Origin of the sequence: Trinickia fusca (assembly GCF_003628145.1) — a bacterium.
In the GTDB taxonomy this organism is placed as follows: domain Bacteria; phylum Pseudomonadota; class Gammaproteobacteria; order Burkholderiales; family Burkholderiaceae; genus Trinickia; species Trinickia fusca.
In genome coordinates this window covers 1,029,515-1,047,897 of the sequence record NZ_RBZV01000001.1, presented here as the reverse complement: position 1 = coordinate 1,047,897, position 18,383 = coordinate 1,029,515, and the positions used below count along the sequence as shown (strand labels likewise).

Here is an 18,383-nt window from a genome sequence, read left to right as displayed (position 1 = left end):
GCGCTTGCGCATGCGCCTTAGCCGATCTGTTCCAGTTCTTCCTGCGCTTCGAGCCAGTCGGCTTCGAGCGCGTCAAGGCGCGCGTGCACTTGGGCCTGCCGGCGCAGCGCTTCGGTCAGCTGCGTCTTCATGGCCGGCTCGTAGCTCGAGGAGTCGGCGACGAACGCATCGAGCGTCGCCTTCTCCGCGTTCAACGTTTCCATTTCCTTTTCGATCTTCGTGATGCGTGCTTGCAGCGGCTTCTTGAGCTGCGAGAGTTTCTGCCGCGCTTCGGCTTCCTGGCGGCGCTGGTCCTTGCGGTTCGGCCCGGCATCGTTCGTGACACCCGCTGCTTGAGCGGCGCCCGCAGCCTTGGCCGCTGCGCGCGTGTCGGCCGCGTGTTGCAGCAGCCAGTCGCGATAATCATCGAGATCGCCGTCGAACGGTTGGAGCCGGTGGTTCGCCACGAGCATGAACTGGTCGGTGCTCGCGCGCAGCAGGTGCCGGTCGTGCGAAACGAGGATCAGCGTGCCTTCGAATTGCGCAAGCGCCATCGTCAGGGCGTGACGTGTTTCGAGATCGAGGTGGTTCGTCGGTTCGTCGAGCAGCAGCAGATTCGGCTTTTGCCAGATGATCAGCGCGAGCGCGAGGCGCGCCTTTTCGCCGCCCGAAAACGGTGCGATCGGCGCGCTCGCCATGTCGCCCGAAAAATTGAAGCCGCCCAGAAAGTCGCGCAGCTCCTGTTCGCGCGTCTCGGGTGCCATGCGCGCGAGGTGGGCGAGCGGCGAATCGTCGGGGCGCAGCGTCTCGAGCTGGTGCTGGGCGAAATAGCCGATCGTGAGCCCGCGGCCTTGGCGCATCTCGCCCGAGAGCGGCATCAGCGTGGCGGCCAGCGTCTTCACTAGTGTCGACTTGCCCTGGCCGTTCGCGCCGAGCAGGCCAATGCGCTGACCGTTCTGGATCGACAGCGTGACGCTCGAAACGATCGGGATTTCCTGACCGTCGTCGCTCTGGTAGCCGCAGCGCACGTTCTCGAGCACGAGCATCGGGTTCGGCGCCGCGTCGGGCGTACGGAATTCGAACGTGAACGGCGATTGCGCGTGGGCAGGCGCGATGAGCTCCATCTTTTCGAGCGCCTTCATGCGGCTTTGCGCCTGCCGGGCCTTGGTCGCTTTCGCCTTGAAGCGGTTGATGAAGCTTTGTAGATGCTCGACCGTCTTCTGTTGCTTCTCGTAGGCGTTTTGCTGCAGCGCCAGCTGCTGGGCGCGCAGGACTTCGAACTGCGAGTAGTTGCCGCCGTAGCGTTTGACCTGACGATTCTCGAGATGCAGCGTGACGTTGCAGACCGAATCGAGGAATTCGCGATCGTGGGAGATCACGACCAGCGTCCCCATATAGCGGTGCAACCAATCTTCGAGCCAGACGATCGCATCGAGATCCAGGTGGTTCGTCGGCTCGTCGAGCAGCAGCAGATCCGAGCGGCACATGAGCGCCTGCGCGAGATTGAGGCGCATGCGCCAGCCGCCCGAGAAGCTCGCGACGTTCTGGCGAGTTTGTTCGAGCGAGAAACCCAGGCCCAGCAGCAGCGCCTCGGCGCGCGCGGGCGCGGTGTAACCGTCGGCGTCGGCGAAAGCCGCGTGCGCATGCGCGAGCGCTTCGCCGTCATGGGCCGCTTCGGCGGCCGTGATGCTGGCCTCGATTTCGCGCAACGCCGTGTCGCCGTCGAGCGTGTACTCGAGCGCCGTCTTCTCGACGGCGGGCGTTTCCTGGGCAACGTGCGCGATGCGCCAGGTCGGCGGCATCGAGAAATCGCCCCCATCGGCGTGCAGGTCGCCACGCAGCACGGAGAAGAGCGTCGATTTGCCGGCACCGTTTGCGCCGATGAGCCCGGCTTTTTCGCCGGGGTTCAGGGCGAAGGAGGTGTCGTCGAAAAGCGGCTTGACGCCGCGCGCGAGGCTGAATTGGTTGAAACGGATCACGACAGGACTTGGGTTGGGCGGCTCGAAAAGCGCTATTTTAGACGGTGCTCGCCGCGCATAGTCCAGACCGATGCGTGCCGGGCGTCGGCTTTTCGCCTAGACTGCCGTTTTTTCAAGAGGCCAGCGATGAGTTCGCTTTATAACATCTCCACGCGCACGCTCGCGGGCGAGCCAGCCAATCTCGAGCGCTATCGCGGCAATGTGCTGCTGATCGTCAACACGGCCAGCGAGTGCGGGTTCACGCCGCAGTACACGGGTCTGCAAGCGTTGTACGAGCGCTACCGCGCGCGCGGCTTCGAGGTGCTTGGTTTTCCGTGCAATCAATTCGGGGCGCAAGAGCCTGGCGACGCCGCGCAGATCGCGCAGTTTTGCGACCGGACGTACGGCGTCACGTTTCCGATGTTCGAGAAGATCGACGTGAAGGGGCCCGATGCGCATCCGCTCTATCGGCATCTCACGGCGGCGGCGCCCGGCATCTTCGGGACGAAGGCGATCAAATGGAACTTCACGAAGTTTCTCGTCGATCGCGAAGGGCACGTCGTCAAGCGTTATGCGAGCCGCACGAAGCCGGAGGCGATTGCCCGCGCTATCGAGGCGCTGCTTTGAGGGGGCGGGTGCGGTTTCGGTAGTCACTCGTAGGCGCACGCCGGAAAAGGAACGCCAGCGATCTCCACGATCGCTGGCGCGCCGTCGACTTCATTCGCAACGGTCTTCGTTCGGCCTGACTCAGAAGCTGATTGTCGCCGTGATCGAGTCGAGATAGTTCCCTGGTGCTGGCGTCGTCTGAGACGGAACAACGCCATAGACGGTTACCACCTGAGTGTTGCCGGTGCCAATGCCAGTCACCGTCGTGGTGCCCGCGGTACCATCCCCCCATGCCGAAGTATGGGCTGAGTCGGTGTACAGCTGGTAGCTCACAGTCCCCCCACCTCCGGTGCGCTGCATGCTCCGGCTCACCACGTTGCCACTCGATCCGCCGTTCAGCGCGATGCTCCATGCATCCCCGTTCGTGCACTGTGCGCTGATCGAACCCAGTGCGTTAAACGCGCTACTCAGGACGCCCGCTGCCGCAAAGCTTACGTTTGTCGTGCTGATGTTGCAGTTGTTGACCACCGTCGCGCTGGCGGTGAACGGAAAGGTACCGTTGCTCGTCGTAAGCGATGCGCATGTGGGGGCGGTTAGCAGGTAGAAGCCATCGTTGAGCGACGTCAGCGTGCCGCTAAACGACTCCGTGTATACCGTGTCGCTGTCGCCGGTCGTCGGCACGGTGGGCTGGTTGGCGGCAATCCGGCCATAGACCGTGACAGTCTGCGCAGCCGTCGTCCCCAAAGTGGGTTTGCTGAGCGTGAGCGAAATGGGCGTCGAGCCATTGGAGATCGAGCCCCATGCGAGCGAATGGGCTGCATCCTGGTACAGGTCATACTGCATCGCGTTTGCGCCATTCGTGAGGCTGCGCGGACTCGTTGCGCCAAGATTCAGGCAAACCAGCGCGTTCGGCGTAACCGAAACGACAGGCCAGGTGCAAGTGACGTTGACCGTTCCCGTAGCCGTCACCGCACTGAGCGCGATCGGGCTCACGGAGCCGAAGTTGACAGCCGAGGCTGTGGCCGAACAGCTTTGCGCGCTCGCCGGCGCAGACAGACAAAGCATGACGGCCAAGATGAGCAGCGAAAGGACAGCGCGATTCATGGCGTGTCTCCCTCCGCCGCGCGGCATGTTAGCGGACCGATGACGGGCAGCGTACCGTCGCGGGGCCGCACGTATCCGAATTGCACCGAACAGTGAAGCGTGCCGCTATCGATCACCAGATGGTTGTCGGGGTGCAACTCGTCGATGAACGTGAGGCCATCATAGCCCGTGATCGTGTCCTTGCCGCTTTCGACGTGGTGGACACGCGAGCCGGGCGGCAGCACGGCGCCATTCGGACCGTGAAGGATGATCGAGGCCGCGCTGTAGCGCGTCACGCCAAAATGCGCGAGCACCCCGGATTGCGCTTGCGGCACGACGTTAGCCGACGTTGCCGCAATCTGCGCATCGGCTGGCAGGTTCGAGCTGTTGATGCTGATCTGATTGCTCTGGTAGCTGTTCAGGTCCGGCACAAGAAAATGGCCAGAACTGTCTGTTGTACCGATCACGCGATTTTCGTGCAGTACGGGAATGCCCGCGACGCCGTTCGTCACGACCAGCGCAAAGCCGTCGTCGATGCGTCGCGAAAGTTGCGCATTGCCGTCCATCAACACGAGCGCGCCGCTTAGGTCGACCGTCCCGTATGCGTGTCGGTCGACGTCTTGCACGATCGCCGTAGCCTCCCCGTCGTTACCGAGGTACTGGAACTGCGCTTGCCGATATTGCACACTGCCCGCGCCGCCGGCCTGGACGCCCCAGCCCGAGCCACCGGCGTAATCAGGCGGGCGTATGGCACTGACGTTGTAGCTCGACTGGCCGCTATGTCTGCCGGCCGTGGCGCTGACCGAGGTGTCATCGCCGAAGCCAAAGGTTATGGCAACGAACGCGCCGTTCGCGTTGCGCTGCTTGAAGTCCCGGTAAGCATTCAGACTCAGCGAGATGCGGTTACCGACGTCGAGGGTGCACGCGACGGACCCGATCCGCGAGGAGGGACCCTGCGGCGAGCGGAAGGCGATGTAGCTGACGGAGAACGTCTTGTGACGTAGAAAGGGGAGGGCGAGCGTGACGCGGTCCGTTGCGGAAGGTACCGGGATGCCATCGCGCGCAGCGAGGTCGCCGTAGTTGCCGAAGGCACGGATCGTCTGTGCGTCGATGAGGAAGTTTGGCTCGATCAGCTGGTAGCCGAGACTCACTTGTGTGCCCGCGAGCCGCCCAGCGCTTGCTGCCAGCGCGCCGTTTATGACGCCCGCCATGCCGAGCCGCACGAGTGCGCCGGCTCCTACGTTATAGAGGCCGGGGGTCGCTTCGGCGTGGCCTTCGACCGTGATCGTGTCGGATAGCCCGCGCCGGGCCGAGGTGCTGACCGCAGGGCGCCGATCGTATTCGAACGATTCGAGCCCGTAGTCGCGGCGCAGGAACCCTGCCTCGAACGAGTAACTCGTCAGCCCTGGCGCCAGCATGCGCGTGTCGACATAAAGCGGCACGGATGTGGCGATGGTCCGCCCCAGCGCATCGCGCGTGACGACAGTCGCTTCCCCTGCGCCGGTGATGCCGGGCACCTCGTTGACGATGAACGGCCCGCTGGGAACGTTGTCGCTGAATTGCCGGACGTTATTGATATAAAGGTCGACGGCCGATGGCAAGACCGCAGAACCCGCGAGCGCAGGAACCGGAAAAGTGACGAGGTCGGGGCGCAGCGCGAAATTGCTGCGCCACTGGAATCCGCCAAGCCGAATGGAGCGCGTCCATGCAAGCGACGACGTAATCGTATCGCCGATCTGAGTGGTGCTCGGCGTGGTCGGGGTCGACATGCGCCACGACGTGTCGTAGCGGATGTAGCGCTGTTCGTTCCGGTATAGGTAAGCGATGCCTGTATTGCTGAATACGCCGGCTGAATCGAAGTAGCGTTCCTCGGAATAAAGTGAGAGCTGTTCGTCGTCCAGCGTCTGTGCAAACGCGTCGTAGTTGATCACGAGCCCGCGCGCGGACGTGGCCTTCGGCGTGGCAGGCAGGGAGCGGCTTTCCAAGGTATACGCCCTGCGGATGCCGTCTGGAATGTCGAGGTCCACGGTTTGGTTTGCGGCATCGTACGTGTAATGCAGGCCTGGGATCGAGTCGAGCTGCACGTCGGCAGTGTCTGCAATGCCCAGTCGATCGGTGGAGAAACCGATCTCGTTCAGATCCTTGCCATGGGCTGACAGGTGGCCATCGTGTTCGCGAAAACTCACGAGTAACGTCGTGCGCTGGCCATTCACGTCCACTTCCAGGACTACATCATGAGGCCCATTCGGATTGATGTCTGTGATGGGCAGCATGGAATGCGCACCCACACGCGTAGACCCGAGCATGATCAATCCGGCCGCAAACGCGGCGCATGAATATCGCCCCCGTTGCTGCTTCGTACGCGCTAGACGACATGTGCGCGGTGCGGCAGGATCGAGGCCGTGCACGGGTTTAGCCAGGTTGTTTCAACGTTATCCCCCCTTTGACGGGTAGAGAGTTGACGACTGCCCGGACCTTTACGGTATCGCTCAAATCCAGCGTGGCTGGCAGGGGTACGTTCCACTGAACCGTGCGCCCGGCCAGTGCGTACCCAAGCAGCCCCTCGTTGAGCTGGTAAGCATTGCCGGCACCGTTCACCAGTTCAACCGCAGCGATCTGGGCACGACGCACGCCGGTATTGTCGACGCTCAACGTCCATCCCATTGCGCTCTTCGACAGGTGCCACGCGAGTTGGGGCACGCCAGCCATATTGGGTGGCTCAATAAAGATCGGCACCGAATAGCGCAGCCTTATCGTCACGCCGCCGACACTCACCTCGCCCGGTGGGGGCAGCTCGTCGATGAGAATCCTGAAGCTTTGCTCGACAGCGACAGGCGTGGCGCTGGCCCGTACGAGCCGCACCAGTTGATCAGCATGCGGAGGGATCTCGACGAGCGGGGGACTGGCGATCAAGTCCTGCGATGGAGTCAGCGTATCGTTGCCGTTTACCTGGTCCCAGCGAAACATCCTTACCTGTCCGTATAACGGATGGTCCCCCGGGTTGCGCAAGGTAATGCTCGATGCGTTTTCGCTTGGCCGGAATTCCACCATCACGGGCGAAACCTGCAGTGTGGCGGCCGAAACCGCGCTGGGTATCAGGTTGACCGGAAAAAGCACGCTCGCGGCGAGAAAGTGCAGTCGACCCATAAATTTTCTCTGGCGAACGCTCAGAAATAGACCGTTGCAGTCACTGTTGTTTGGTAGGTGTCCGGCTTCGGTGTCGTCTGCGTGGGTACCTGGCCATAAATCGTGATCGACTGTGACGATCCGTTGCCGGTGCCGCCCACCGTATCCGTTCCCTGAGTGTTACCCCACACCGTAGTATGACCGGCGTCCTGGTACAGCTGGAAGCTGACTGTCGTGCTAGTGTTGCCGGTGGCCGTGCCGGCCATCAGGCGGCTCGACACGGTCGAGCCGCTAACCGTGCCCGCATCTAGTCCCACGTTATACGGCGTGGTGTTACTGCAAGTGACCGCCACCGTGGTCTGCTGGTTCAGTGCCGCCGCGAGTACGCCGTTTGTCCCGAAATTCAGCGGATTCGCCAAAACCGTGCAATTAGCTTGAATGGTGAGCGAGACGTTAAAGGTCGAGGTAGCGGTACCGTTGCTATAGATGGCGGCATGTGAAACCGGCAACGGTGGTGCGAAAGCCAGGGCAATTGCGAGTGCTAGAGAGAGCGGCAGTGGCTTCATGACCGACTCCATGCGAACCGCTATTGATTGTCGGCCCCTGCTTGATTCCCATTCTGGCCGACATGGCATGAGTATCAAAATACTCATAGAAACTGCCACATTCAATATACTTTTTACCAGTCAACCCAAAACTCGCTACAAAATCGGTGAAAACAACCGCGCCACATGCATAGCGACGCGCCGCCAAGCGGGCGCATCGCGGTACTCGCTGCGATCGACTTCGTATGTATGCTCGAAATCGCGCAGGAGCATCGCTTCGACCTCGGACGCAAACGCGTGGTCGATCGTGAGCACCATGATCTCGAAGTTCAGGCGGAACGAGCGATTGTCGAGGTTGGCGCTGCCGACGGCCGCCGCCGCTTGGTCGATGAGCACCACTTTCTGATGCAGGAAGCCGGGCCGGTAGCGGAAGATGCGCACGCCCGCGCGCACGAGGTCGTGTGCATAGAGCTTCGATGCTTCGAATACGACGTAGTGATCGCGTCGGCTCGGAATCAGGATGCGCACGTCGACGCCGCGCATGACCGCGAGCCGCAATGCCGAGAACACGGCCTCGTCGGGCACGAGATAGGGCGTCGTGATCCAGATGCGCTCGCGTGCGGCGTTGATCGCTTCGACAAAAAATAGCGAGCCCGTCTCCTGCTTGTCGGCCGGGCTCGGTGCGACGACGAGGCAGTGCATGTCGTCGTCGTCGTCGGGGCTGTGCGGCTTGTCGGCCGGGGGCGGCTCGAACCGCGGCAGTTGCTGCGTCGCCCAATGCCAGTCTTCGATGAACACGAACTGCACGCTCGCGACGATGGGCCCGCGCATTTCGATGTGCGTGTCGCGCCACGGCGACAGGCGCGGGTTGCCGCCCAAATACTCGACACCGACGTTGTGGCCGCCGACGAACGCGCGTTCGCCGTCGACGACGACGATCTTGCGGTGGTTACGAAAATTAAGCTGAAAGCGGTTGACGAAGCGACGGTTCGTCGCGAATGGATGGATTTCGACGCCGCCTGCGAGCAAGTCCGCGGCATAACGCTGCGGCAGGTCGAAGCTGCCGATGCTGTCGTAAAGGAAGCAGACGCGCACGCCCTGTGCGGCCTTCGCGATCAGCAGTTCCTTCAGCATGCCGCCGAGCGCATCGTCGCGCACGATGAAGAACTGCACGAGCACGTAGTGACGGGCCGCGTCGATCGCTTCGAGAATCGCGGCGAACGTCGCATCGCCGTTCACGAGCGTGCGCACGAAGTTGCCGGGCAGAAATGGCATGCCGCTCAGGCCGGTCAACGCCCGGACGACGGCGTGGCCCAATGTTTCGGCGGGACGACCCGTCGACGACGCGCGCGTGTCCCATGCGCTCGGATGCGCATGCGTGCGCAGCAACTCGCTTTCGAGGCGCCGCGCGTCGACGTAGCCCGAGAATTTGCTGCGGCCCAGAAAGAGATACGGGATCAGCGTGAAGTACGGCATCGCCACGAGCGAGACCGCCCAGGCGATGGCGCCTTGCGAGGTGCGCGTGTTGAGGATCGCGTGACAGGCCGCGATCGCGCCGAGCACGTGCGCGGCGATCACGAACGTGCCTAGGGAAAGCCAGTTGAATTGCATACTTGGGCCGGTTGTGCCTGATCTGCCGGGACGCGCCGCATCGGGGCGGCGCCCATGCGCATCTTACCGAAGCCCATCAATGGGGGGCGGATTCGTGGCGGCGCGCATACAGTGCTGCGACGAGACCGATCGTCGCAGCACTCAGGCGGTCAACGCCGCCGTGCGAACAGGATGCCGGCCGACAGCGCGACTTGCGCGAGCGCGTAGCTAAACCAGATGGCGTAACCGCTGCCCGCGAATGGGCCGACGAAGCGGTCGATGCCGATCATCGTGTCGGAGACGACGAACGCCAGGCCGCCGCCTGCCACAGCCGCGGCCGTGCCCGGCACAGAGGCGAGCAGGGCGAAGCTCGCCATCAGGCACAGCGCAACTTCATAGACGGCGACCGGGATAACCAGCTCGCCGAGGTGGGGAAAGAAAACGGCATACGCCCCGAGCGCCGCGGCCCAAAGCAATGGCAGCGCGACGCGCCGCCAGCCGCGCACGGGGCCCGCGAGCGGCACGAGCAGCCCGCAATAGGCCAGATGGGCGAGCAGGAATGCGCCGAGCCCGCCAACGAACGAGAACGACAATTGCGGCAGCGCGAGCAGCGCGTCACCCACCGCCGACGCGGCCAGCGCTAGCCCGAGCCACCCGCGCTCGCGCATGGTCGTCTGGCGCGAGGTGGCCGTGGCGAGCACGAGCAGCGCGCACATCAACACCTTGGCAGCAGCTTGGTCGGGATAGGGCGCCTGGCGCAACGAGATGCCGTACGCCAGCGCGGCGCCGCCGGCCAGGAGCCACCAGCGGCGCGCCTGCGACGAAAGGGCTGCGCGAGCTTCGGCTTCGACCTCGGACTCGGCCTCGGTTTCGCGCTCGGGCGGCATGGGCAAGGGCGTCGGCATCGCGCGTCAGGCAGCCGGCAAGTCGCTGGCCTGGATCAGGAACACGCAGTCGTCGCCGGCGCTCGTGGACAGCCAGACGAGATCGAGCCCGCCCAGCGCCGCCTCGACGTTGGCGCGCTCGTTGCCGATCTCGACGACGAGGATGCCGTCTTCCGTGAGCCAGTTGCGCGCCTGCGCGACGATGCGGCGGACGACGTCCATGCCGTCGTCGCCGCCGGCCAGTGCGAGCTCCGGCTCATGGCGATACTCGGTCGGCAGCGCTTGCATCGACGCGCTGTTCACATAGGGCGGATTCGTGATGATGACGTCATAGCGCCGCTCGGGCAGCGGCGCGAACAGATCGCCCTCGAACAGCGCGATGTGATCCTCGAGTGTGTAATCGGCAACGTTGATCTGGGCGACTTCGAGCGCTTGCGGCGAGATATCGACCGCATCCACGTCGGCGTTCGGAAACGCATGCGCAGCGAGGATCGCGAGGCACCCGGAGCCCGTGCACAGCTCGAGCACGGCGCCTACCTCGTCGGGGTCGGCGACATACGGCTGCAAGCCGTCTTCGAGCAACTCGCCGATGAACGAGCGCGGCACGATCACTCGCTCGTCGACGTAAAAGCGCCGGCCATGCATCCACGCTTCGCGCGTGATGTAGGCGGCGGGCACGCGCTCGGCCGCGCGGCGCTCGATCACTTGCAGGACGCCATCGATCTCGGTGTCGAGCAGGCGCGCGTCGAGAAACGGCTCGAGCGTATCGAGCGGCAGATGCAGCGTGTGCAGGAGCAAATAGGCGGCTTCGTCGTAGGCGTTCGCGCTGCCGTGCCCGAAGGCGAGCTGCGCTTGGCTGAAGCGCGATACCGCATAGCGCAGCAGGTCGCGTATCGTCATGAACGGCGTGGTCATCGTCATCGTATGGGTCTCCTGAGCCATTACGCGATCAGCGTCTCGAGCACGCGCCGATAGACGTTCTTCAGCGGGTCGATAAACGCGATTTCAATATGCTCGTCGATCTTGTGGATGCTGCCGTTGGGTGGCCCGAACTCCACGACCTGCTTGCAGATGCGCGCGATGAAACGGCCGTCGGAGGTGCCGCCCGTCGTCGACAGTTCGGTCGTCACGCCCGTCTCGGCCTTGATGGCCTGCCCGAGCGCATCGGACAGCTCGCCTCGCGGCGTGAGGAACGGCAAGCCGCTGACGTTCCACTCCAGATCGTAGTCGAGCCCGTGCTTGTCGAGAATGGCATGCACGCGGCTTTGCAGGCCTTCGACGGTGCTCGCCGTCGAAAAACGGAAGTTGAACAGCAGCTCGGCGCGGCCCGGGATCACGTTGCTCGCGCCCGTGCCGCTATGCAGGTTCGACACCTGCCAGGTCGTGGGGGGGAAGTATTCGTTGCCTTCGTCCCAATGCTCGGCCACGAGCTCGGCCAGCGCCGGCGCCATCAGGTGGATCGGGTTCTGGGCCAGATGCGGATAGGCGATGTGACCTTGCACGCCCTTGATGACGAGCTTGCCCGACATCGAGCCGCGGCGCCCGTTCTTGACGACGTCGCCGAGCGTCGCGCTCGAAGTCGGTTCGCCGACCACGCAGTAGTCGAGCCTTTCGCCGCGCGCTTCCAGTGCGTCGACGACCTTGACGGTGCCGTCGGTGGCCGGGCCTTCCTCATCGCTCGTGATGAGCAGCGCGAGCGAGCCGCGATGGTCCGGATGCGCCGCGACGAACTCCTCGCTGGCCACGACGAAGCCGGCGATCGACGCCTTCATGTCGGCGGCGCCACGCCCGTACAGCTTGCCGTCGCGCTGCGACGGCACGAACGGCGGCGAGCTCCAGTGCTCGAGCGGGCCGGTCGGCACGACATCGGTATGGCCCGCGAACACGAGCAGCTTGCCGTTCGTGCCGTCGGTGCCGCGCTTGACGGCCCACAAATTCGTGACGCCATGCGATTCGATCGTTTCGCAGGCGAAGCCGATGGCTTCGAGCCGCTCGATCAGCAGGTTCTGACAATGCTGATCGTCGGGCGTGACGGAAGCGCGGGCGATGAGCTGTTCGGTGAGGGCGAGGGTGCCGGACATGGATTCAGACCACTTTTGATAAAAAAATGCCGGCACGCTCTGGCCGGCAACTGCTTAAAAATTTTCTTCTGGTGCGCGCAACGCAGCGGCGCGGGCAATCAGCCGAACAGCGCCGCGTATTCGCCGGCCGAAAAGCCGAGCGACTTCACGCGGCCGTCGACGACCACGACGGGCCGCTTCACGACCGAAGGCTTCTCGACCATCAACGCGATCGCGCCGGCTTCGCTGCCGGCCGCGGCCTTGGCATCGTCGGTCAGACCGCGCCAGGTCGTGCCGCGGCGGTTCAGCAGCGCGTCGAGTGGCACGTCGGCCAGCCACGCCTTCACGAGCGAGGCCGTGAGCCCCGCTTTCTTGAAGTCGTGGAACTCGAATGCCACGCCGTTCGACTCGAGCCACGTGCGCGCTTTCTTCACGGTGTCGCAGTTCGGAATGCCGTAGACGATGGTTCGCGAAGCCGCCATCAGTCGCCTCGCAGCAGCTCGTTCAGGCCGACCTTCGCGCGCGTTTTCGCGTCGACCTTCTTCACGATCACGGCGCAGTAAAGGCTATGCGAGCCGTCCTTCGAGGGCAGGTTGCCGGCCACGACGACCGAGCCCGGCGGCACGTAGCCGTACGTGATTTCGCCTGTCTCGCGGTCATAGATCTTGGTGCTCTGACCGAGGTACACCCCCATCGAGATGACCGAGTTTTCGCCGACGATCACGCCTTCGACGACTTCCGAACGCGCGCCGATGAAACAGTTGTCTTCGATGATGACGGGATTGGCTTGCAGCGGCTCGAGCACGCCGCCGATGCCGACACCGCCCGACAGGTGCACGTTCTTGCCGATCTGCGCGCACGAGCCGACGGTCGCCCACGTGTCGACCATCGTGCCTTCATCGACGTAGGCGCCGATGTTCGTGTACGACGGCATCAAGACGACGTTCTTCGCGATGTACGAGCCGCGGCGCGCGATCGCGGGCGGCACGACGCGAAAACCGCCTGCGGCAAAGTCTTCGGCCGTGTAGTTGGCGAACTTCGACGGCACCTTGTCGTAGAACTGCGAATAGCCGCCGGCCGGCATCGGCACGTTGTCCTCGAGCCGGAAGGACAGCAGCACGGCTTTCTTCAGCCACTGGTTGACGACCCATTGGCCGTCCTGCTTTTCGGCGACGCGCAACAGGCCCTTGTCGAGTTGCTCGATCGCGTAGGCGACGGCGTCACGCACTTCGGCGGGCGCGGCCTTCGGCGAGAGCTCGGCGCGGTTGTCCCAGGCGGTGTCGATGATCTGTTGAAGTTGTTGCGACATGTTCGGTTTCGCTCAATGAAGACTGGAAAGACAGGACGGGGTGGCTTCGTGCACGGGCGATGAGGGCGGGCGAGCCGGCCGCATGCCGGGCACGCGGATCAGCGCGCCAGGCCGCGGCAGAAATCGACGATGCGTTTGGCACCTTCGACACACTCGTTCACGTCGGCGACGAGCGCCAGGCGGACGAAATTGCGGCCGGGGTTCGTACCATGCGCGGTGCGCGCGAGATACGAGCCCGGCAAAACCGTCACATTATAGTCGGCGTAGAGGCGCTGGGCGAACTCGGTATCGGTCAGGCCCGTGCGCGACACGTCCGCCCACAGGTAGAACGCGGCATCGGGCAGACGCACGTCGAGCACATCGGCGAGCATCGGCGTGACGAGCGAGAATTTCTGCACGTACTTGGCGCGGTTCTCGCGCACATGTGCCTCGTCGCTCCATGCGGCGACACTCGCGGCCTGGTAGACCGGCGACATGGCCGCGCCGTGATAGGTGCGGTACAGCAGGAAGCGCTTGAGCAGGGCCGCATCGCCGGCGACGAAACCCGAGCGCATGCCGGGCACGTTCGAGCGCTTGGACAGGCTCGAGAGCATCACGAGCCGCTCGAAGCCGCGGCCGAGCCGGTGCGCGGCCTCGAGGCCGCCGAGCGGCGGTTTCGCTTCGTCGAAATAGATCTCCGAATAGCATTCGTCCGACGCGATCACGAAGCCATGGCGGTCCGACAGCGCAAAGAGCTCGCGCCAGTCGTCGAGCGTGAGCACGGCACCCGTCGGATTGCCGGGCGAGCAGACGTAGAGCAGCTGCGTGCGCGCCCAGACGTCCTCGGGCACGGCCGCGTAGTCGCAGGCGAAATTGCGCGCCGGGTCGCTGTTGACGAAGTACGGCTCGGCGCCTGCGAGCAGCGCGGCGCCCTCGTAGATCTGATAAAACGGATTCGGGCACAGGACGACCGCGCCGGGGCGTGTGCCGTCCACGACCGTCTGCGCGAGGGCGAACAGGGCCTCGCGCGAGCCCGAGACCGGCAGCACCTGCGTGGCCGGATCGAGCGTCGGCAGCCCGTAGCGCCGCATCGCCCAATGCGCGATCGCTTCACGCAGCGCGTTCGAGCCCAGCGTGGCCGGATAGCTTGCGAGCGTGTCGAGCGAAGCGACGACGGCCTCGCGAATCAGTTCAGGCGTGGCGTGCTTGGGTTCGCCGATGCCGAAACTGATGTGCGGGCGCTCGGCGCTCGGAATCGCGTCTTTGAGTAGCGCGCGCAGCTTTTCGAAGGGATAGGGCTGGAGACGGTCGAGTAGCGGATTCACGTGAGGCTCGGCGGGTATCGGCAGATGCGGACGGCGGCGCCAGGCGTGGCCTGTGCGTCGGGCGCAGTTGGTTCGGTAGTGCTTCGGTACTAGGGGAACCAGTAATTATAGCCGGGGTTCGTCCCTGGACCGATGCCTGGCGGGAGCGCCCGACCGCGATGGTATGATTGCCACTTGTGCGCGCGAAGCCGTATGCCGATTGTCGTCGGTGCCCGGCTTCGCGCGCTGTTAATAAGCATTGCGACGACGGCATTCTCGAGCGTTGCGCTTCACGGCGCAGGGCCGGCTGAGCCCCAAGGTGCCGCTCGCCGCGATCCGTTCGATTTCCCATTCAAACAGCGATATCGCCGTGCGTCTGACCTCGATCAAACTCGCTGGCTTCAAGTCTTTCGTCGATCCCACGCATTTCCAGGTACCGGGCCAGTTGGTTGGCGTCGTCGGTCCCAATGGCTGCGGCAAGTCCAACATCATCGACGCCGTGCGCTGGGTGCTTGGCGAGTCGCGCGCCTCGGAGCTGCGCGGCGAGTCGATGCAGGACGTGATCTTCAACGGCTCGACCGCCCGCAAGCCCGGTAGTCGCGCGAGCGTCGAACTCGTGTTCGACAACGCCGACGGCCGTGCGGCCGGCCAATGGGGGCAGTACACCGAAATTGCCGTCAAGCGTGTGCTGACGCGCGACGGTACGTCGAGCTACTACATCAACAATTTGCCGGCGCGGCGCCGCGACATTCAGGACATCTTCCTCGGCACGGGCCTCGGGCCGCGCGCCTACGCGATCATCGGGCAGGGCATGATCGCGCGCCTCATCGAGGCCAAGCCTGAAGAGTTGCGCGTGTTCCTCGAGGAGGCCGCGGGCGTCTCCAAGTACAAGGAGCGCCGGCGCGAGACCGAGAACCGTCTGCACGACACGCGCGAGAACCTCACGCGCGTCGAGGACATCGTGCGCGAGCTCGGCACGAATCTCGAGAAGCTCGAGGCGCAGGCTGTCGTCGCGACCAAGTTCAAGACGCTGCAAGCCGAGGGCGAGGAAAAGCAGCGCCTGCTGTGGCTGCTGCGCAAGAACGACTCGGCGGCCGAACAGGGGCGCCAGCAACGCGCGATCTCCGATGCGCAGATCGACCTCGAAGCCCAGACGGCCCGTCTGCGCGAGGTCGAAGCCGAGCTCGAGACGCTGCGCGTGGCGCACTACGCGGCCAGCGACGCGATGCAAGGCGCGCAGGGCGCGTTGTACGAGGCCAACGCCGAGGTGAGCCGGCTCGAAGCCGAGATCAAGTTCATCATCGAATCGCGCAACCGCACGCAGGCGCAGATTGCCGCGCTGACGGCGCAGCGCGAGCAGTGGCAGATGCAGGCCGAGAAGGCGCGCGGCGATCTCGAGGATGCCGAAGAGCAGCTCGCGATGGCCGAAGAAAAGGCCGCGCAGGCTGAAGATGAAGCCGCCGCCAAGCACGATGCGCTGCCCGCGCTCGAGACGCGCTGGCGCGATGCGCAGACGCAGCTGAACGACGAACGTGGCGGGATCGCGCAGACGGAGCAGTCGCTCAAGCTCGAAGCGGCGCATCAGCGCAATGCCGATCAGCAGCTGCAACAGCTGCAACAGCGGCACGAACGGCTCAAGGCCGAGGCGGGCGGGCTCGATGCGCCCGACGAAGTGCAGCTCGAAGAGCAGCGCATGCAGCTTGCCGAGCACGAGGAGATTCTGCGCGAGGCGCAGCAGCGTTTGGCCGAGGCGCAAGAGGCGCTGCCGCAGCTCGACGCGGCACGCCGCGAGGCGCAGCAACGCGTGCAGTCCGAAAGCGCGCAGATCCACCAGTTCGAAGCACGGCTCGTTGCGCTCAAGCAGTTGCAGGAGAACGTGCAGACCGAGGGCAAGATCCAGCCGTGGCTCGACAAGCACGAGCTCGCGGGCTTGTCGCGTCTGTGGAAGAAGCTGCACGTCGAAGCGGGTTGGGAGACGGCGCTCGAATCGATCCTGCGCGAGCGCCTGGCCGCGCTCGAGATCTCCAACCTCGACTGGGTGAAGGCGTTCGCCAGCGACGCGCCCCCGGCCAAGTTGGCCTTCTATTCGCCGCCTGCCGCGGGTGCTCCGCGCGAGACGCCGGCCGGCCTGCGGCCGCTGATTTCGCTCGTGCGTATCGACGACGCAGGCCTGCGCGCAGTCCTGAGCGACTGGCTCGGCCACGTCTACCTCGCCGACGATCTGACCCAGGCGCTTGCCATGCGCGCGCAGTTGCCGGAAGGCGGGGCGCTCGTCGTGAAGGCGGGGCACGTCGTCACGCGCGTGGGCGTGCAGCTTTACGCGGCCGATTCCGAGCAGGCCGGCATGTTGGCGCGTCAGCAGGAAATCGAAAACCTCACGCGTCAGCTGCGTGCACAGACGCTGCTGGCCGACGAGGCCAAGACTGCGTCGATCCGCGCCGAAGCCGCGCACACGCAAGCGTCGCAGGCGCTGGCCGACGTGCGGGCACAGGCCGAGCGTGCGACGCAGCGCGTGCATGCCCTGCAGATGGACGTGCTCAAGCTCACGCAGGCGCACGAGCGCTACACGCAGCGCAGCACGCAGATTCGCGAAGAGCTCGAGGAAATCGCGGCTCAGATCGACGAGCAGCGTGCGCAGCGCGCCGAGTCGGAGGCGAACTTCGAGCGTCACGATGGCGAGCTGGCCGAGTTGCAGGCGCGTTTCGAAGAGCATCAACTGGCGTTCGAAGCGCTCGACGAAGCGCTCGGCGAAGCACGCACGCAAGCGCGCGATCTCGAACGCGGAGCCACCGATGCGCGCTTTGCCGCACGCAACATGGCCAACCGCATCGACGAGCTCAAGCGCACGATCCAGGTCGCGCACGATCAGAGCGAGCGCGTAGCCGCCTCGCTCGAGGACGCGCGGGCCGAGCTCGAAACGATCAACGAACAGACGACGCACACCGGCCTGCAAGATGCGCTGGAGATTCGCACGGCCAAGGAAAGCGCATTGTCGGCAGCGCGCATCGAACTCGACGATCTGACGGCGAAGCTGCGTCACATGGACGAGACGCGCTTGACGGTCGAGCGCTCGCTGCAGCCGCTGCGCGAGCGCATCACCGAGCTGCAGCTCAAGGAGCAGGCGGCGCGCATCGCGGGCGAGCAATTTATCGAGCAGCTGGCGGCGGCCAACGTCGACGAGGCGCAGTTGCAGGAAAAGCTGACGCCCGACATGAAGCCGTCGTATCTGCAGGGCGAGGTGACGCGCATCAACAATGCGATCACGGCGCTGGGCCCCGTCAACATGGCCGCGCTCGAAGAGCTCGCGGCCGCGACCGAGCGCAAGACCTTCCTCGATGCGCAATCGGCCGACCTGACGAGCGCGATCGAAACGCTCGAAGACGCGATCCGGAAAATCGACCAGGAAACGCGCACGTTGCTGCAAGCCACGTTCGACGAAGTGAACCGGCATTTCGGTGAGCTGTTCCCGCGCCTGTTCGGCGGCGGGCAGGCCAAGCTCATCATGACCGGCGACGAGATCCTGGACGCGGGCGTGCAAGTGATGGCACAGCCACCGGGCAAGAAGAACTCGACGATTCACCTGCTGTCGGGCGGCGAGAAGGCGCTCACGGCGACGGCGCTCGTGTTCGCGATGTTCCAGTTGAATCCCGCACCGTTCTGTCTGCTCGACGAAGTGGACGCACCTCTCGACGATGCGAACACGGAACGCTTCGCGAACCTGGTGCGTGCGATGTCGGACAAAACCCAGTTCCTGTTCATTTCGCACAACAAGATCGCGATGGAGATGGCGCAGCAACTGATCGGTGTGACGATGCAGGAGCAAGGGGTATCGCGCATCGTGGCCGTCGACATGGAAACGGCCGCCGGTTTCGCCCAGAATACGGCTTGAACGAGCGGGACCGCGCAATAGGGCGTGCGCGCCTGGGCGGAGAACGCGAATAAAGAAATGCTTGATGGAGC

The 18,383-nt window shown here is 64.5% G+C and carries 14 protein-coding genes; 2 read left to right on the top strand and 12 right to left on the bottom strand.

The genetic code is table 11. The annotated features are described in order from the left end of the window. Positions 1 to 17: 17 nt before the first annotated feature. On the bottom strand, positions 18 to 1,958 hold the full coding sequence (locus tag D7S89_RS04340) for an ATP-binding cassette domain-containing protein (RefSeq protein WP_121275853.1): 1,941 nt from the start codon (positions 1,956 to 1,958) through the stop codon (positions 18 to 20). A 126-nt stretch (positions 1,959 to 2,084) separates the two neighbouring features. On the opposite strand from D7S89_RS04340, the gene D7S89_RS04335 reads away from it, so the two are divergent. Continuing rightward, positions 2,085 to 2,564 (top strand): glutathione peroxidase, encoded by a 480-nt coding sequence (locus D7S89_RS04335; protein ID WP_121275851.1) that lies wholly within the window; start codon positions 2,085 to 2,087, stop codon positions 2,562 to 2,564. Positions 2,565 to 2,684: 120 nt separating this feature from the next. On the opposite strand, the gene D7S89_RS04330 is transcribed toward D7S89_RS04335, so the two are convergent. From D7S89_RS04330 to dapC, 11 genes are all read right to left on the bottom strand, one after another. After that, positions 2,685 to 3,647: a Csu type fimbrial protein gene (locus tag D7S89_RS04330; protein ID WP_121275850.1), complete on the bottom strand. Its 963-nt coding sequence runs from the start codon at positions 3,645 to 3,647 to the stop codon at positions 2,685 to 2,687. Then, on the bottom strand, positions 3,644 to 5,899 hold the full coding sequence (locus D7S89_RS04325; RefSeq protein ID WP_342766888.1) for a fimbria/pilus outer membrane usher protein: 2,256 nt from the start codon (positions 5,897 to 5,899) through the stop codon (positions 3,644 to 3,646). The genes D7S89_RS04330 and D7S89_RS04325 overlap by 4 nt, the downstream gene beginning before the upstream one ends. Positions 5,900 to 6,038: 139 nt before the next feature. Continuing rightward, entirely contained in the window at positions 6,039 to 6,773 is a 735-nt protein-coding gene (locus tag D7S89_RS04320; protein WP_121275848.1) for a fimbrial biogenesis chaperone, read from the bottom strand. A 20-nt stretch (positions 6,774 to 6,793) separates the two neighbouring features. Next, positions 6,794 to 7,318: a Csu type fimbrial protein gene (locus D7S89_RS04315; RefSeq protein WP_425470725.1), complete on the bottom strand. Its 525-nt coding sequence runs from the start codon at positions 7,316 to 7,318 to the stop codon at positions 6,794 to 6,796. 135 nt (positions 7,319 to 7,453) lie between these two features. Continuing rightward, the gene (gene cls, locus D7S89_RS04310) at positions 7,454 to 8,908 is read right to left on the bottom strand and encodes a cardiolipin synthase (protein ID WP_121275845.1); all 1,455 of its coding nucleotides are present in this window, start codon (positions 8,906 to 8,908) and stop codon (positions 7,454 to 7,456) included. 149 nt (positions 8,909 to 9,057) lie between these two features. Further along, complete coding sequence (locus D7S89_RS04305; RefSeq protein WP_121276096.1) at positions 9,058 to 9,774, bottom strand: lysoplasmalogenase; 717 nt, start codon at positions 9,772 to 9,774, stop codon at positions 9,058 to 9,060. Between the two features lie 24 nt (positions 9,775 to 9,798). Then, complete coding sequence (prmB, locus tag D7S89_RS04300; RefSeq protein WP_121276094.1) at positions 9,799 to 10,686, bottom strand: 50S ribosomal protein L3 N(5)-glutamine methyltransferase; 888 nt, start codon at positions 10,684 to 10,686, stop codon at positions 9,799 to 9,801. A 26-nt stretch (positions 10,687 to 10,712) separates the two neighbouring features. Beyond that, positions 10,713 to 11,852: a succinyl-diaminopimelate desuccinylase gene (dapE, locus tag D7S89_RS04295; RefSeq protein WP_121275843.1), complete on the bottom strand. Its 1,140-nt coding sequence runs from the start codon at positions 11,850 to 11,852 to the stop codon at positions 10,713 to 10,715. 98 nt (positions 11,853 to 11,950) lie between these two features. After that, positions 11,951 to 12,313, bottom strand: a complete 363-nt coding sequence (locus tag D7S89_RS04290) for a Spx/MgsR family RNA polymerase-binding regulatory protein (protein WP_121275841.1) — start codon at positions 12,311 to 12,313, stop codon at positions 11,951 to 11,953. Continuing rightward, positions 12,313 to 13,140: a 2,3,4,5-tetrahydropyridine-2,6-dicarboxylate N-succinyltransferase gene (dapD, locus tag D7S89_RS04285; protein ID WP_121275839.1), complete on the bottom strand. Its 828-nt coding sequence runs from the start codon at positions 13,138 to 13,140 to the stop codon at positions 12,313 to 12,315. Before dapD ends, D7S89_RS04290 begins: the two co-directional genes overlap by 1 nt. A gap of 98 nt (positions 13,141 to 13,238) precedes the next feature. Then, the gene (gene dapC, locus D7S89_RS04280; protein ID WP_425470722.1) at positions 13,239 to 14,444 is read right to left on the bottom strand and encodes a succinyldiaminopimelate transaminase; all 1,206 of its coding nucleotides are present in this window, start codon (positions 14,442 to 14,444) and stop codon (positions 13,239 to 13,241) included. 349 nt (positions 14,445 to 14,793) lie between these two features. Here dapC and smc point away from each other — a divergent pair, with 349 nt between their 5' ends. Then, positions 14,794 to 18,312, top strand: coding sequence for a chromosome segregation protein SMC (gene smc, locus D7S89_RS04275; RefSeq protein ID WP_121276092.1), 3,519 nt, complete (start codon positions 14,794 to 14,796; stop codon positions 18,310 to 18,312). Positions 18,313 to 18,383 lie beyond the last annotated feature (71 nt).

What these genes read in the sequence shown, in the direction of transcription:
- D7S89_RS04325 (WP_342766888.1), bottom strand. Translation starts at nt 5,899, where the DNA reads ATGCTGCCCATCACAGACATCAATCCGAATGGGCCTCATGATGTAGTC.
- prmB (WP_121276094.1), bottom strand. Translation starts at nt 10,686, where the DNA reads ATGACCACGCCGTTCATGACGATACGCGACCTGCTGCGCTATGCGGTA.
- D7S89_RS04320 (WP_121275848.1), bottom strand. Translation starts at nt 6,773, where the DNA reads ATGGGTCGACTGCACTTTCTCGCCGCGAGCGTGCTTTTTCCGGTCAAC.
- D7S89_RS04335 (WP_121275851.1), top strand. Translation starts at nt 2,085, where the DNA reads ATGAGTTCGCTTTATAACATCTCCACGCGCACGCTCGCGGGCGAGCCA.
- D7S89_RS04290 (WP_121275841.1), bottom strand. Translation starts at nt 12,313, where the DNA reads ATGGCGGCTTCGCGAACCATCGTCTACGGCATTCCGAACTGCGACACC.
- dapE (WP_121275843.1), bottom strand. Translation starts at nt 11,852, where the DNA reads ATGTCCGGCACCCTCGCCCTCACCGAACAGCTCATCGCCCGCGCTTCC.
- D7S89_RS04305 (WP_121276096.1), bottom strand. Translation starts at nt 9,774, where the DNA reads ATGCCGCCCGAGCGCGAAACCGAGGCCGAGTCCGAGGTCGAAGCCGAA.
- cls (WP_121275845.1), bottom strand. Translation starts at nt 8,908, where the DNA reads ATGCAATTCAACTGGCTTTCCCTAGGCACGTTCGTGATCGCCGCGCAC.
- D7S89_RS04315 (WP_425470725.1), bottom strand. Translation starts at nt 7,318, where the DNA reads ATGAAGCCACTGCCGCTCTCTCTAGCACTCGCAATTGCCCTGGCTTTC.
- D7S89_RS04330 (WP_121275850.1), bottom strand. Translation starts at nt 3,647, where the DNA reads ATGAATCGCGCTGTCCTTTCGCTGCTCATCTTGGCCGTCATGCTTTGT.
- dapD (WP_121275839.1), bottom strand. Translation starts at nt 13,140, where the DNA reads ATGTCGCAACAACTTCAACAGATCATCGACACCGCCTGGGACAACCGC.